The sequence below is a fragment of the Paucibacter soli genome, from assembly GCF_037482845.1.
GTDB classification, from domain to species: domain Bacteria; phylum Pseudomonadota; class Gammaproteobacteria; order Burkholderiales; family Burkholderiaceae_C; genus Paucibacter_B; species Paucibacter_B soli.
This window is the reverse complement of record NZ_JBBHJW010000002.1, coordinates 337,804-352,178: the sequence shown is the minus strand read 5'-3', so window position 1 is coordinate 352,178 and position 14,375 is coordinate 337,804. Positions and strand designations below refer to the sequence as shown.

The following is a 14,375-nucleotide window of genomic DNA, read 5'->3' as shown; positions in this document are numbered from 1 at the left end:
TAATCCCGAACGGCATTCTAACCCGTTGATTTGCAATGAATTGATCATCGAACCTAGGGTGCAGCTCTGTTGTATGACTACATTTTGACCTGTATATTCTCTACAAATACAGCGCCACCCGGCCCGGGTGGCACCGCGTGAGACAAGCGCCGGACGCCCCTTGGGACCATGGCGCGGAGGACCGAATGTGGCGGACGTGAAACTGCAAGCCGTGGCCAAGGCCTACGGCGAGACCAAGATCCTGCATGGCATTGACCTGGAGATTCGCGATGGCGAGTTCATGGTCTTTGTCGGCCCCTCGGGCTGCGGCAAGTCCACCCTCTTGCGCAGCATCGCCGGCCTGGAGGAAATCACCGGCGGCGAGCTGCGCATCGGCGGCCGCCTGGTCAACGATGTACCGCCGGCCGAGCGCGGCATTGCCATGGTGTTCCAGTCCTATGCGCTCTACCCGCATATGAATCTGTTCGACAACATGGCCTTCGGCCTCAAGCTGGCCAGGGTGCCCAAGGCCGAGACCGAAGCCCTGGTACGCAACGCCGCCAAGATCCTGCATATCGAGCATCTGCTGGACCGCAAGCCCAAGGACCTGAGCGGCGGCCAGCGCCAGCGCGTCGCGATCGGCCGCGCCATCGTGCGCAAGCCCGATGTCTTTCTGTTCGACGAGCCGCTCTCCAACCTCGACGCCGCGCTGCGCGTGCGCATGCGCTACGAGTTCGCCAAGCTGCACGATGAGCTCAAGACCACCATGGTCTATGTGACCCACGACCAGGTGGAGGCAATGACGCTGGCCGACCGCATCGTGGTGCTCTCGGCCGGCCGTATCGAGCAGGTGGGCACGCCGCTGGAGCTCTACGAGCACCCCGACAATCTGTTCGTCGCCGGCTTCATCGGCAGCCCGAAGATGAATTTCCTGCAGGCGGAGCTGCTCGGTGCCTCGGACAGCGAGGCCGAGCTGAAGCTGGCCGGCGGCGAGACCATGCGCGCACGCGTCGACGCCAGGCGCGCCAAGCCCGGCGCCATGTTGACGCTGGGCATACGCCCCGAACACCTGCGCATCGGCGGTGCGGGCAACCGCCTTGACAGCACCGTCGCCTTCGTCGAGTCGCTGGGCGGCACGACCTTTGCCTACTGCCCCTACCCCGGCCTCGAAGAGCCCCTGACCTGCCAGTTCGAGGGCCGCAATGGCTGCGACCGGCTGCGCACCGGCGATGCGCTGCAGCTGCACCTGCCACCCGAGGCGATCTATCTGTTCGACGCCGAGGGCCGCGCCTTCCAGCGCCTGGCCGCACCGGAGCTGGGGGCATGAGGGCCGGCATCGGCCTGCTGGCCTTGTCGCTGTTGTCGAGCGCGGCGCTGGCACAGACCGCTCCCAAGCTGCTGGTCTGGATCAACGGCGACAAGGCCTACAACGGGCTGCAGAAGGTGGGCAACGCCTTTGAAGAAGTCTCGGGCGTCAAGGTGGTGGTCGAGCATCCGGTCGACGCCACCGACAAGTTCCAGCAGGCCGTGGGTGCCGGCAAGGGGCCGGATGTGTTCTGCTGGCCGCATGACCGCGTGGGTGAGTGGGCCAAGTCCGGCCTGCTCACCGCCATCCGTCCCGGCAAGAAGCTCTACGCCGAGTCCGAGGATTGGGCCTGGAAGGCGCTGGGCTACCAGGGCAAGCTGTGGGGCTACCCGATCGCCATCGAGACCACCGGGCTGATCTACAACAAGGCCCTGGTGCCCAAGCCGCCCGCCAGCTTCGACGAACTGATCGCCTTGGACAAGCAGCTGCAGCGCCAGGGCAAGCACGCCATCCTCTGGGACTACAACAAGAGCTTCTTCAGCTGGCCGCTCCTGGCCGGCGCCGGCGGCGAGATCTTCCCGCGCGACGCCCAGGGCGAGTACGACAGCACCAAGGTAGGCGTCAACAACGCCGGCGCGCTGGCCGGTGCCGGCATGATCAACCGCCTGATCCGCGAGGGCCATATGCCCAAGGGCGCGCGCTACTCGGAGATGGAGACCGGCTTTGCGCGCGGCGAGGTCGCGATGATGATCTCCGGCCCCTGGGCCTGGGACAACGCCAGCAAGGCCAAGATCGACTTCGGCGTCGCGCCGATTCCGGGCGTGGTCGCCGGCAAGCCCTCCAAGCCCTTCGTGGGTGTGCTGGGCTGCATGATTGCCGCCCCCTCCAAGCTCAAGGACATCGCGCGCGAGTTCATCGAGAACCACCTGATGCGCCCCGAGGCGCTGAGAATGCTGGATGCCGATGTGCCGATCGGCGTGCCGGCCAACAAGGCCTTCTATGCCGAGCTGGCGGTGAATCCGCTGATACGCGCCAGCATGGAGAACGCCCGCCTGGGTGAGCCGATCCCGAACGTGCCCGAAGTCGGCCGCTTCTGGACCGCCATGGACGCGGCCCTGGAGGCCATCACCAACGGACTGCAATCGCCCAAGGACGCGCTCGACGGCGCGGCCGGCCGCATGCTGCTGAACAAATGAGCGCCACCCTCCCCTCTGTTGGCTACGGCCGCACGCCGCCATCCGCGTTTGAGAAGGCCGCGCGCCTGCTCAGATGGCCACTGACCGGTGCCGCCATGCTCGCGGCGCTCTACCTCGTCTTCATGATCCACAGCGCCGGCCAGACGCTGTGGGCGGTGGGCGCGCTGATGCTGTTCTCGGCGGGCTTTTATGTCTACGTCTCGAACGCCGGCTTTGCCTATCGCTATCTGTTCCCGGGCCTGGCGGGCATGCTGGTGTTCATCGCCTTTCCGCTGCTCTACACCGCGCAGATCGGCTTCACCAACTACTCCTCGGCGCATCTGCTGAGCCAGGAGCGCGTGCGCGACTACCTGCTGGACCAGCACGAGGCCGTCGAGTCCCAGGTGCAGGGATTCACGCTGCATGCCGACGGGCCGGCCTACCGCTTGGTGCTGCGCGGCGCCGACGACGAGGGCAAGTCTTCTGCCCAATGGGTCTCGCCACCGCTGGCCCTGCTCCCCTCCAAGACGCCGCTGCGCGTGGAGATGATGCAGGCCGCGGCCGATGGCGCGCAGCTGCGCGAGCCCCTGCCGCTGCGCGACTTGATCAGACACCGCGATGCGCTGAAGCAGCTGCAGCTGGTGCTGCCGGCCGCGGCTGGGCTGAGCGAACTGCACTACCTGGGCCTGCGCGAATTCGGACCCATCCGGCGGCACTGGCAGGCGAATGCCGACGGCAGCCTGACGCGCACGAGCGATGGCCAGGTCTACAAGCCGAACCTGGACAGCGGCTACTACGAGAACGCCAAGGGCGAGGCCATGCAACCCGGCTTCAAGGTGCTGGTGGGCTGGCAGAACTACGCCCGCATGGTGCTGGACGCCGAGTTCCGCGGCCCCTTCCTGAGCATCTTCGCCTGGACCGTGATGTTCTCGCTCGCCACCGTGGCCTGCGCCACCGCCATCGGCATGTTCCTGGCGGTAATGCTGAACTGGGAAGACCTCAAGTACCGCACCACCTACCGCACCCTGCTGTTCCTGCCCTATGCGGTGCCGGGCTTCATCTCCATCCTGGTGTTCAAGGGCCTGTTCAACCAGAACTTCGGCGAGATCAACGCCATCCTGGACGCGCTCTTCGGCGTCAAGCCCGCCTGGTTTGCCGACCCGCTGCTGGCCAAGCTGATGCTGCTGATCGTGAACGTCTGGCTGGGCTACCCCTACATCATGATTCTGTGCACCGGTCTCTTGAAGGCCATCCCCTCGGACCTGTACGAGGCCTCGGCCATCGTCGGTGCCGGGCCGCTCACCAATTTCTTCAAGATCACCGCGCCCCTGGTGATCAAGCCTCTGGCACCGCTGCTGGTGAGCGCCTTCGCCTTCAACTTCAACAACTTCGTGCTGATCGCCCTGCTCACCGACGGCCGCCCCGACTACCTCAGCACCAAGATCCCGGCCGGCCAGACCGACATCCTGGTCAGCTACACCTACCGCATCGCCTTCAAGGACTCGGGCTCGGACTTCGGCCTCGCCGCCGCGATCTCGACGCTGATCTTCTTCCTGGTCGCCGCGATGTCCCTCATCAACCTGCGCCTGATGCGCAAGACCCAGCAATAAGGAGCGTCATGGCCATCGTTCGAGGCAAACAGGCGCACTGGCGCGTCTTTGCGGCACATGCCGTGTTGTGGATCTTCCTGGCGCTGACGCTGTTCCCGCTGCTGGCGGTGGTGAGCATCTCGCTGCGGCCGGGCAACTTCGCCACCGGCAGCATCATTCCCACCGAGATCAGCCTGGAGCATTGGAAGCTGGCCCTGGGCCTGCCCTACCAGGCCAGCGACGGCAGCCTGGTTCAGCCGCCCTTCCCGGTGCTGAGCTGGTTGTGGAACTCGATCAAGGTGGCGACGCTCTCGGCCACCCTGATCGTCGCGATCTCGACCACCGCGGCCTATGCCTTTGCGCGCCTGAAGTTCCGCTTCCAGACGCCCATACTGAACAGCATGCTGCTCTTGCAGATGTTCCCGCCGGTGCTGGCCCTGGTGGCCATCTACGCGATCTTCGAGACCATAGGGACTTATGTGCCGGCGCTCGGGCTGGAAACGCATGCGGGCCTGGTGATGGCCTATCTGGGCGGCGTGGCCACGCATATCTGGACCATCAAGGGCTATTTCGAAACCATCCCGATGGAGATCGAGGAATGCGCCAAGGTCGATGGCGCGACGCATTGGCAGGCCTTCCGGCTCGTGCTGCTGCCGATGGCCGTGCCCATCCTGATGGTGGTGTTCGTGCTCGCCTTCATCGGCACCATCATCGAGTACCCGGTGGCCTCGGTGCTGCTGCGCGAGGAGGGCAACCTCACGCTGGCGGTGGGCTCCAAATACTTCCTGCATGACCAGCGCTTCCTGTGGGGCGACTTTGCCGCCGCGGCGGTGCTCTCGGGCCTGCCGATCACGCTGGTGTTCCTGCTCGCGCAGCGCTGGATCGTCTCGGGCCTGACGGCTGGTGGCGTAAAGGGCTGAGATGGGACCGAGCCCAGTCTACTGCGGACTGGGCGACGCCCATCGAAGGACAGCCGGCCTGCAAGCCGGCTGGCTGGGTGGCCGAACAAGGAGCACACAGTCTTGATGAAGAAGCATGTGAAACGCCTCGCGGCGCTGGCGGCAGCCTGCCTGCTGCCCGGCCTGGGCGCGCAAGCGGCCGGCAACAGCGAGCAAAAGATCGTGCAAAGCCTGCGCTTCGACTCGCGCTCGCCGCAGCACAAGAAGCCCTTCGGCGCCGTCACCGCGGGCAGCGAGCTGCGCTTCACGCTGCAGGCCCTGCCCGGCGTGGAGCAGGCTACCCTGGTCGTCGCCAAACGCCGGCTGGAGGGCAACCAGGACCTGATCGAGTATCGCGAGCTGGCCAGGCTGCCGATGCAAAGGCGTGGCCATCGCGGGCTCGACCATTGGAGCGTGCCCTACCGCTTTGCCGAGCCGGCCATCTATGGCTACCACTTCGAGCTGCGCATCGCCGGCCGGCCCTATGTCTACCAGAACAATGCCGAGCCGGTGCACTGGACCAAGGAGGCCGGCAGCATGGGGCTGGGCGTTGCGCAGGTCCAGTCTGCCCTGGCGGCACAGCCGCTGCGCCGCTACCGCCAGACCGTCTACGCCGCCGACTTCAGGGTGCCCGACTGGGCGCGCGACGCGGTCTACTACTACATCTTCCCCGAGCGCTTCCGCAACGGCGACCGCAGCAATGATCCGCGGCCCGGCCGCGACCGCTACCAGGACAAGGACGTCGAGCTGCACGCCAATTGGCTGGACAAGCCCTGGAAACCCGGCACGGGCGATGGCTCGGACGAGGTCTACAACAACGACTTCTTTGGCGGCGACCTCGCCGGCATCATCGAAAAGCTGGACTACATCCAGAGCCTGGGCGCCAACGCGATCTACATGACGCCGATCTTCCGCGCCGCCAGCAACCACAAGTACGACACCGCCGACTACACCCAGGTGGACCCGGCCTTCGGCACGAATGCCGATTTCGCGCGCCTGTGCGCCGAGGCCGCCAGGCGCGGCATCCGCGTCATTCCCGACACCTCGCTGAACCATGTGGGCAGCGACTCGATCTATTTCGACCGCTTCGGCAATTTCAAATCCGGCGGCGCCTTCGAAGGCGCCAAGATCAATCCGGCCTCGCCCTATGCCGGCTGGTTCAGCTTCGACGCCAGCCAGGCCGAGCCAGACAAGCAGTTCAAGGGCTGGGTGGGCGTCAACGACCTGCCCGAGCTCAACAAGGCCTCGCCCGCCTTCCGCGCCTTTGCCTATGGCAACAAGGATTCGGTGATGAAGCAGTGGCTGGACCGCGGCGCGGCCGGCTGGCGCATGGACGTGGCGCCCTGGGTGCCGGACGATTTCTGGCGCGAATGGCGCGCCGCCATCAAGGCGCACAAGCCCGACGCGATCACGATCGCCGAGACCTGGTTCGATGCCAGCAAGTTCTTCCTCGGCGACAGCTTCGACTCGACGATGAACTACATCTTCCGCAACGCCCTGCTGGACTACGCGGCCGGCGGCGACGCGCGCAAGCTGGTGGCCCAGCTGGAGCTGATGCGCGAGGCCTATCCGCCCCAGGCCTTCTACGCGCTGATGAACCTGATCTCCTCGCACGACCAGGCGCGCGCCCTCCATCACTTCGGTTACCGAGATGATGGAGACCATGCCAAGCTCAAGTACTCCAAGCAGCGCCTGCGGCTGGCTCTGTTCTTCCAGATGACCTACCCGGGCGCGCCGGCGATCTACTACGGCGACGAGGTCGGTGTGGCCGGTGGCGACGACCCCTACAACCGCGCCCCCTACCCCTGGGCCGACCAGGGCGGCCGGCCCGACGAGGCGCTGCTGGCCGATTTCAAGCGCCTCACCGCGCTGCGCCATGCGTTGCCGGTGCTGCGCCATGGCAGCATCGACGCACCGCTCTACCAGGACGAGCATGTGATCGTGCTGGCGCGCCGGCATGGCCGGCAATGGGCGATCAGCGCCAGCAACAACGCCGCCACGCCGCGCAACGTCACGCTTCAGCTGCCGCCGGCGCTGGCCCAGGCGGAATTCAGCGACGCGCTGAACCAGGAACGGATCCAGGCCCGCCAGGGCCGCCTGCAACTCACCGTGCCGGCGCTGTTCGGTCGCGTCCTGACGCGGAACTGAATAGCAAACTGGGTCTGAGCTAGCGCCAGGCCGTGCCCTTGCGGTAGGCGGCGCGCGCCAGCAAGCGTGCTTCGCCATCAAGCCAGCGTTCGTAGTAGGCCGCAATCGCCTCGCGCACCTCGGCCCTGGCAAGCACCTCATTGATGCGCCGAATGGCGGCCGTGCCCGCCGCGCCTTGGGCGCAGGCGGCATAGCCGACGATCAGCTCCGGCTGCTCCTGCAGCGGCAGAAAACGCAGGCCGGCACTGTCCTCCGCCTCGGCGGCCTGGAGGTAGGCGGCTTCGTAGGGCAGGCTCGCTACCAGGTCGAGGCGGCCCAGCTTGGTCATCTGCAACATGCTGCGGGTGGGCTGCGCGGCACTGCTCACGAACAGCTGCTTCTGTCCCCGGTAGGGCAGCAGCAAGGCATCGACCGCGGCGCCATAGCTGCGACCGGCAGCAATGCCCAGCGTGAATTCGGCCTCGGCCATCAGCCGCCCCAGGTTCAGCCGCCCTTGCGCATTGAGATAAGGCCTGAACTGCTCGTAGGCGTCGCGCCGCACCAGCACGCCCGGCGGCAGCTGCACCAGAAAGGGTTCCGAGAACAGCAGCTCGCGCTCGCGTTCGGCATTCTTCAGCAAGCCCAGGGCGCAGGCATGGGCCTCCTGCCTGAGGTTCAGCTCCAGGCGCTTGAGCGGCACCTCCTCGACATGGTGCTGGTACTCCGACAAGGCGGGGATGAGCTGCTTCAGCAGCGCCTGGTCTATCACCCCTTCGCCCTTGAGTGCGCCCGCGGAAATATAGAGCGGCGGCAGGTTGAAGGTGTACCAGCGGATCTCGGCCGCGGCACATGAGCCCGCGGCAGCCAGCAGCAACGCCAGCAAGGCCAGGCAGCGCGTCCAGCCGCGCCTCTCAGCCATCCTGATTGATGCGCGCAATCACCGCGCGCAGCACCTCGTCGGCCTGCTCGTTGGCGATCTGGCAGGTGCCCGCTGCCTGGTGGCCGCCGCCGCCATAGGCCAGCATCAGCTCGCCCACATTGGTCTTGCTGCTGCGGTCGAGGATGGACTTGCCGGTGGCCAGCACGGTGTTCTGCTTCTGCACGCCCCACATCACGTGGATGGAGATATTGCACTGCGGGAACAGCGCATAGATCATGAAGCGGTTGGCAGCCCAGATGGTTTCCTCGCCGCGCAGGTCCAGCACGGCTAGATTGCCGTGCACCTGGGTGCAGCGCTGGATCTGTTCCTTGGCGCGCTGGGCATGCTCGAAGTACAGGTCCACGCGCTCCTTCACGTCGGGCAGGGCCAGGATCTCGTCAATGCCGTGGTTCGCGCAGTACTTGATCAGGTCCATCATCAGCGCGTAGTTGCTGATGCGGAAGTCGCGGAAACGGCCCAGGCCGGTGCGCGAATCCATCAGGTAGTTCAGCAGCGGCCAGTCCTTGGGGTCGAGGATCTCGTCGCGCGTGAACTGGGCCGAATCGGCCTTGTCCACCGCGTCCATCATCGCCGCGCTCATGCGCGGAAAGGCCGCCTGGCCGCCGTAATGCTCAAACACCACGCGCGCCGCCGAGGGTGCGTCGGCGCGGATGATGTGGTTGGGGCGCTCACCGGTATTGCGCAGGGTTTCGGACTCGTGGTGGTCGAACACCAGGTGCGCAGCAGCCACATAGGGCAGATTGGTGGTGATGTCGCGCCCGGTGATGGCGATCTTGCCGTCCTGCATGTCCTTGGGGTGGACGAACAGAATGTCGTCGATCATCTCGAGTTCATTGAGCAGCACGGCGCACACCAGGCCGTCGAAATCGCTGCGGGTGACGAGGCGGTACTTTTCTTGCTGACTCATGAATCTTGCTCCTGCGCGGTGTTCGGAGCCCCATGATAGGCACTCAATTCGCTGCTGGCGCAAAACTTGGCGGCACGGCCGGTCGTCATGGCCTTGCCGTGATGGTCCATCTACTGGCCGGTGCAATAGGTTGTCACAAGGGCCGCCCGAGGGGCAGCGGTTTTACTCATCGCGTGGGCAGTCAGCTCGCCACGCGGCTGCAGGTAAAGAACCCGTTCAGGGTCAGCCGCCCACGCCCAGGTTCCCGGTTCAGCAGCTCAGGCCGACGGATGGCGGGCGAATGGAAGATGCTGCCGTCATAGAAGACCATGCGGTTCCACTTCGCCGCCACGCTGCCGGTGTGCGTGAAATAGGCGTTGGAGTCCACCAGATAGGCGCGCTCCACACCGTAGTCCGCCGCAAATCGCGCCGGATCAGCGGTCGCGGCGGTCCGCATCAGCTGTTCGGTCTCCTCGGGCGAACGCCTGGGCTCGAAAAAACTGGTTCCACCCAGGTCCACGTCCTTGAACAGGTAGAGCACCGAGGCGGCGACCGTCTGGTTCGGCAGCACGCCCATGCGATCGCGATGGCACAGCCATTGAATGGGCGCAAGCTCATGCGGTGCCAGCGTGACCTGCGACAGCCGGCTGTACATCGTCAGGGTGCGGCGGCCCTGCATGCGGCGGCGGATGTGCTGCGCGAAAAAGTCAGCCAGATACGCCGACACGTCAGATGGCAGCTCCAGCTCGCGTCCCGGGTAGGCATTGAAGGGCGCGGCCGCAAATGCATGCTGTTGCGCCAGCGCAAACTCAACCCAGCGTTCTGGATCCTGGAGGGCGTCGTCGACAACCAGCGCCTCGCGGCCCGCGCCTATGGACACGCTCACGATGGTGGGCCTGGGATTGAACACGGCCTTGGCTCAGGCGCGGCAGTACTGCTGTACGAAGTCGGCATGCGAGGGCATTACCTCGACGCAGCGCTTCATGGTGGTCTCGACATTGCGCATGAAATCGATGATCTTGCCCTTGTCCATCGCATCCACCAGAGGGTGGTAGCTGCGCGGCACGATGTGCTGGCCAAGGAAAACCTCGACCCAGCTGATCTCCGAGAACATCTCATTGGCCTCGCGAAACACCCGGCCATTGCTTTCGAACAGCTCGATCTTGGCCTGCAAGGTGTCGGGAATCGGCATGTTCCGGCAGTAGTTCCAGAACGCGCTGTCATCGCGACGCGTGGCCTTGTAGTGCAGGATGAGGAAATCGCGAATGCGCTCAAACTCGAAGTCAGCCTGCCGATTGAACTCGTCGATGTCCGCCGGATTGAAACTCTGGTCCGGAAAGAAGGTGGCCAGCCGGGAAATGGTGGACTGGATCAGGTGAATGCTGGTCGACTCCAATGGTTCCATGAAACCACTTGCCAGGCCCACCGCCACGACGTTCTTGTTCCAGAACTTCTTGCGCTTGCCGGTCGTGAAGCGCAGCAGGCGCGGATCGGCCAGCGGCTTGCCGTCCAGATTCGTCAGCAGTTGATCAGCGGCCACTTGATCGGTGGTGAAGCCACTCGCATAGACATGGCCGTTACCGATGCGGTGCTGCAGCGGAATGCGCCACTGCCAGCCGGCGTCGCGTGCCGTCGAGCGCGTGTATGGCGTGAGTGGTTCCACCGATTCGCAGGGCACCGCGAGCGCACGGTCGCAAGGCAGCCAATGCGACCAATCCTCATAGCCGGTCTTGAGGGTCTGCTCGATCAGCAGGCCCCGGAAACCCGAACAATCGATGAACAAGTCGCCCGTGATGCGCTGGCCGCTCTCCATCACGACGGCGTCGACATGGCCGTCGTCGGGTCGGGTGGTGGCGCCGGCAATCTTGCCCTCAATGCGGCGCACGCCGCGCGCCTCGGCATAGCGCCTCAAATACGCGGCATACAGCGACGCATCGAAATGAAAGGCATGCGCAATCTCCGCCAGCGGCGAGTTGCCCATATCCTTGCGCGCGCGCATGAACTTGTTGGCGCGCGCCGCCAGGATGTTGATGGAGTAGTTCTCGAGCGCCGCGGCCTCGCCCGACTGCCTCAGCTTGAGCCAGTATTGATGGAATTTGGTGATGCCGATATCGGGGCCCAGGGGCCCGAAACCGTGAATATAGGAGTCGCCCAACTGCCCCCAGTTCACGAACTCGATGCCCAGCTTGAAGGTCGCCTTGGTCTCGCGCATGAACTCGGCCTCGTCGATTTCGAGGGCCGAGTTGTAGATGTTGATGAGCGGGATCGTAGCCTCTCCCACCCCCACGATGCCGATCTCTTCCGACTCGACCAGCACGATATTCCATGCCGGACTCAGCACCTTGGACAGTGCGGCAGCGGCCATCCATCCAGCGGTGCCGCCACCGACGATGACGATGTCCTTGATGTGAGAGTTGCTCATGCTCTATGTCCCGTGAAGCCAGACGCAAGGCCCACCGTTGGCGAGCCGTTCATTATGTGAAAAACCCGCGTCGGCAGGCATGCCGACGCGGGTGTCAGAAGACTACAGGCTCGCTCAGAACTTGTAGTTGGCGCCGAACAGATAGGTCTTGCCGTAAATGTCGGTCTTGCTGATGAGCTTGGTCACAGGGTCGGTGTACTCCTGGTACTTCGCGTTGTTGGCATTGTTGATTTGCAGCAGGAACGACAAGCCCTTGGCCGGGCCGCTCTGGAATTCGTAGCCCAGTTGCACATCGACGATGGACTCGCCCTTGACATACTTGCCCAGATCCCGATCGCCTCCAAAGCCCTGGATTTCAGCCAGGAAGTCCGAACGCGAGCGCTGTGCCACGCGGGCCGAGAAACCGTACTTCTCGTAGTAGGCGGTCAGCGTCGAGACGCGCTTGGACAAGCCGGGCAGCGAGCGCGTATCGGCATCGCCAAAGGGCTTGATCGCGCTCGAGGTGTTGGCATAGCTGGCCACCACGCCAAAGCCGTCGAGCATGTCGGTGAGCAGATTCAGGGGCACCGACACCGCCAGCTCCACGCCGTTGATCTTGCCACCCTTGCCGTTGCGAGGCTGCGAGTACTCGCCGACGAAGGTCGCCGGCGGAATGCCCGCGCCCTTCAGGTCGGGCAGGTTGGCAAAGTCAAAGGCCATGTCCTTGTAGTCAAAGATATAGCTCTTCAGCGTCTTGTGGAACGCCGCGGCCGAGAAGTAGCCCTTGTTGCCGAAGTATTTCTCGTACGACAGATCGATCGCGTCGGCGCGGAAAGGATCCAGCTTCGGGTTACCGCCGTCGCCCTTGAACTTGCCCGCATCGATGCGGGTGTTCTGCCATGCGCTCAACTGGTCCATGCGAGGCCGCGCAATCACGCGCGCCAGGCCCATACGCAGCGACTGCTGGTTGCCGATGTCCAGATTCAGGTTGGCGCTGGGCAGCACGTCGGTATAGGTCTTGCCGACCGTGACCATGGTGAACTTGGACGCATCTGAGCTGTTGAAAGACGGCGCCGTCGAGCTCTGGTCGGTGTTCAGCACCTGCACGCCCACATTGCCACGCAGGGGCAGGCCCAGGAATTCGGAATCGATGCCGGCCTTCACAAACGCCGTGCTCGTCTTCTCCTTCACATCCCAGCCCTTCTTCAGAATGTCGCCGTGCACATTCGGAGTCAGCGTATAGGCCGACGGATAGACCGACGCCGGATTGAAGGAGATCGAATTGAAGGCAGTGCCACCCACCGCGATGGTGCTCGTCTCGGCAGGCAGCGCGCCACCAGACGAACTGCCGCTGGGCAGGCGCAGGAACTCCTCGGCCGCAGACTTGGCCTTCTTGCGCTCAGCCACGTTGATGCCGAAGTCCACCTTGCTGAAGAAGCCCTCAAGCTCGCGCTCCGCCGTCAGGCGCACCGCATTGATGCGGTCGTCGGTGTGGAAGACCTTGTTGTAGCCATTCTGACCCCAGGATTCCGGGTCGGTCAGGCGGATGATGGCCGGATTGCCATGGTCATACTGCAGCGCCGTGATCTGGTTGTAGTTCGAAACCGTCACCGTTTCGGGCATGGGACGCTTCAGCACCGTGTCGTACACGCCCGCTTCCATTTCGGCAATCTGCTCGACACGGGTGGCCGAGGAATGGCTGAAATCGGCCACACCGGTCCACTTGTCGTCGAAACGCAGCTTGGAGTTCCAGCCCACCGACTTCAGCTCATCCTTGCGAGGCTCCCAAATGTGACGCGACAAGGGGTTGACGTTCTGCCAGGTGCCGCTGATCAGGCGGCCGTCCTGCACCACCGCGCCGGGCGCCAGCGAAGGCACCTGGAAGGCGAGGTTGTCGCAGCAGCTCTTCCAGCTGTCAGCAACCTGGATCTCAAGGCCGCGCTTGACGACGTCCTTGTCGAACTTCGAGTAGTACAGGTCGACCACCGAGTGGAAGTCCTTGTTCGGCTTGAACTCGAACACACCCATCGCCCCGTCGCGGGTCTGCTTGGTATCGTCGTTGAAGAACTTGAAGCCGTTGTTGACCTTGATGGTCGCGCCGTTGTAGCTGAAGTTGTCGTCGGTGCTGTAGGTCTCGTTGCGCGCGGTAGCCACATTGGACTTCAGGCGCGCAAAACCCAGTGCCACGCCAACGGTGCGATCAGCGAATTGGTCGATGTAGGAGAAATTGAAACGGTCACCGGTGCCAGTGAACTCAGTGCCCACGCCCGACTTCTCGCGCCGCAGGTTCACTGCCACCGTACGCTTGCCGAAGTTCAGCGGCCGCACGGTCTGCAGATCCACCGTGCCAGAGAGACCTTGACCGATCAGAGCGCCATCAGGCGTCTTGTAGATCACCACGCCGCTGAGCAACTCGGAGGGGTATTGATCGAATTCGACGCCGCGGTTGTCGCCGGTACTGACCTGTTCGCGGCCGTTCAGCAGCGCGGTCGAAAAGTCCGGCGACATGCCGCGAATGTTGATGCCCGATGCGCGACCAGCAACGCGTTGCGCGGTCAGGCCCGGCAGGCGTGCCATCGATTCCGCAATGCTCGAATCCGGCAGCTTGCCGATGTCTTCGGCCGAGATTGCCTCAACGATGGAATCGGAGTTCCTCTTGACCGAGATCGCTTCCTCGATGCCCTTGCGGATACCGGTCACGACCACGGTGTCGAGCTTGTCGGTGGTCTGCGCTTGCGCCCCACCGGCAGCAATCATCAAGACCATGCAGCCAGCCGTGACGGGATTGACCCGGAACAACTCGCGCTTCGTTATCTGCGAACTCTTCATTGCTTGTCTCCTGAAGCTTCTTGCCACAACAACACATGCCCCTGCTGAGATTCGACGCGCGACGCGCCTACAGGGAATCCAGAACCAACGATGACAGGAATTTTGTACTAAAACTAGATCATAAGACTAGCTAACACAAACCCTTAATCTCACTTTTTCGCCACATTTTTCGAGCATTCCATCCGGTAACCAAGGGTTATTGCCT

Annotated in this window: 10 protein-coding genes; 5 read left to right on the top strand and 5 right to left on the bottom strand. The window is 64.0% G+C overall.

Annotated elements, in window-relative coordinates; translation table 11 throughout:
- The first annotated feature begins 187 nt into the window (after window positions 1-187).
- The 5 genes from WG898_RS06295 to WG898_RS06275 all read left to right on the top strand — a co-directional run bounded on the left by WG898_RS06295 (window position 188) and on the right by WG898_RS06275 (window position 7,135).
- Entirely contained in the window at window positions 188-1,306 is a 1,119-nt protein-coding gene (locus WG898_RS06295; RefSeq protein ID WP_339601906.1) for an ABC transporter ATP-binding protein, read from the top strand.
- Window positions 1,303-2,481: a maltose/maltodextrin ABC transporter substrate-binding protein MalE gene (malE, locus tag WG898_RS06290; protein WP_339601905.1), complete on the top strand. Its 1,179-nt coding sequence runs from the start codon at window positions 1,303-1,305 to the stop codon at window positions 2,479-2,481. Before WG898_RS06295 ends, malE begins: the two co-directional genes overlap by 4 nt.
- The gene (malF, locus tag WG898_RS06285) at window positions 2,478-4,070 is read left to right on the top strand and encodes a maltose ABC transporter permease MalF (RefSeq protein WP_339601904.1); all 1,593 of its coding nucleotides are present in this window, start codon (window positions 2,478-2,480) and stop codon (window positions 4,068-4,070) included. The genes malE and malF overlap by 4 nt, the downstream gene beginning before the upstream one ends.
- A gap of 8 nt (window positions 4,071-4,078) precedes the next feature.
- Entirely contained in the window at window positions 4,079-4,969 is an 891-nt protein-coding gene (gene malG / locus WG898_RS06280) for a maltose ABC transporter permease MalG (RefSeq protein ID WP_339601903.1), read from the top strand.
- 105 nt (window positions 4,970-5,074) lie between these two features.
- Window positions 5,075-7,135 carry a glycoside hydrolase family 13 protein gene (locus WG898_RS06275; protein ID WP_339602251.1) on the top strand — a complete coding sequence of 687 codons (2,061 nt, stop codon included), beginning with the start codon at window positions 5,075-5,077 and terminating at the stop codon, window positions 7,133-7,135.
- A 19-nt stretch (window positions 7,136-7,154) separates the two neighbouring features.
- On the opposite strand, the gene WG898_RS06270 is transcribed toward WG898_RS06275, so the two are convergent.
- From WG898_RS06270 to WG898_RS06250, 5 genes are all read right to left on the bottom strand, one after another.
- A complete protein-coding gene (locus tag WG898_RS06270) occupies window positions 7,155-8,033 on the bottom strand; it encodes a TIGR02285 family protein (RefSeq protein ID WP_339601902.1) in 879 nt (292 codons plus the stop codon).
- Window positions 8,026-8,961, bottom strand: a complete 936-nt coding sequence (locus WG898_RS06265) for an exopolyphosphatase (protein WP_339601901.1) — start codon at window positions 8,959-8,961, stop codon at window positions 8,026-8,028. Before WG898_RS06265 ends, WG898_RS06270 begins: the two co-directional genes overlap by 8 nt.
- Window positions 8,962-9,142: 181 nt before the next feature.
- Window positions 9,143-9,850, bottom strand: a complete 708-nt coding sequence (locus WG898_RS06260) for a DUF6445 family protein (protein WP_339601900.1) — start codon at window positions 9,848-9,850, stop codon at window positions 9,143-9,145.
- 9 nt (window positions 9,851-9,859) lie between these two features.
- Window positions 9,860-11,362 carry a tryptophan halogenase family protein gene (locus WG898_RS06255; RefSeq protein WP_339601899.1) on the bottom strand — a complete coding sequence of 501 codons (1,503 nt, stop codon included), beginning with the start codon at window positions 11,360-11,362 and terminating at the stop codon, window positions 9,860-9,862.
- Window positions 11,363-11,476: 114 nt separating this feature from the next.
- Window positions 11,477-14,170: a TonB-dependent receptor gene (locus WG898_RS06250; protein ID WP_339601898.1), complete on the bottom strand. Its 2,694-nt coding sequence runs from the start codon at window positions 14,168-14,170 to the stop codon at window positions 11,477-11,479.
- Window positions 14,171-14,375 lie beyond the last annotated feature (205 nt).

Bases quoted from the DNA above. Each gene is read 5' to 3' on its own strand.
- malF (WP_339601904.1), top strand. From the start codon at position 2,478: ATGAGCGCCACCCTCCCCTCTGTTGGCTACGGCCGCACGCCGCCATCC.
- malE (WP_339601905.1), top strand. From the start codon at position 1,303: ATGAGGGCCGGCATCGGCCTGCTGGCCTTGTCGCTGTTGTCGAGCGCG.
- WG898_RS06275 (WP_339602251.1), top strand. From the start codon at position 5,075: ATGAAGAAGCATGTGAAACGCCTCGCGGCGCTGGCGGCAGCCTGCCTG.
- WG898_RS06270 (WP_339601902.1), bottom strand. From the start codon at position 8,033: ATGGCTGAGAGGCGCGGCTGGACGCGCTGCCTGGCCTTGCTGGCGTTG.
- WG898_RS06250 (WP_339601898.1), bottom strand. From the start codon at position 14,170: ATGAAGAGTTCGCAGATAACGAAGCGCGAGTTGTTCCGGGTCAATCCC.
- WG898_RS06255 (WP_339601899.1), bottom strand. From the start codon at position 11,362: ATGAGCAACTCTCACATCAAGGACATCGTCATCGTCGGTGGCGGCACC.
- malG (WP_339601903.1), top strand. From the start codon at position 4,079: ATGGCCATCGTTCGAGGCAAACAGGCGCACTGGCGCGTCTTTGCGGCA.
- WG898_RS06265 (WP_339601901.1), bottom strand. From the start codon at position 8,961: ATGAGTCAGCAAGAAAAGTACCGCCTCGTCACCCGCAGCGATTTCGAC.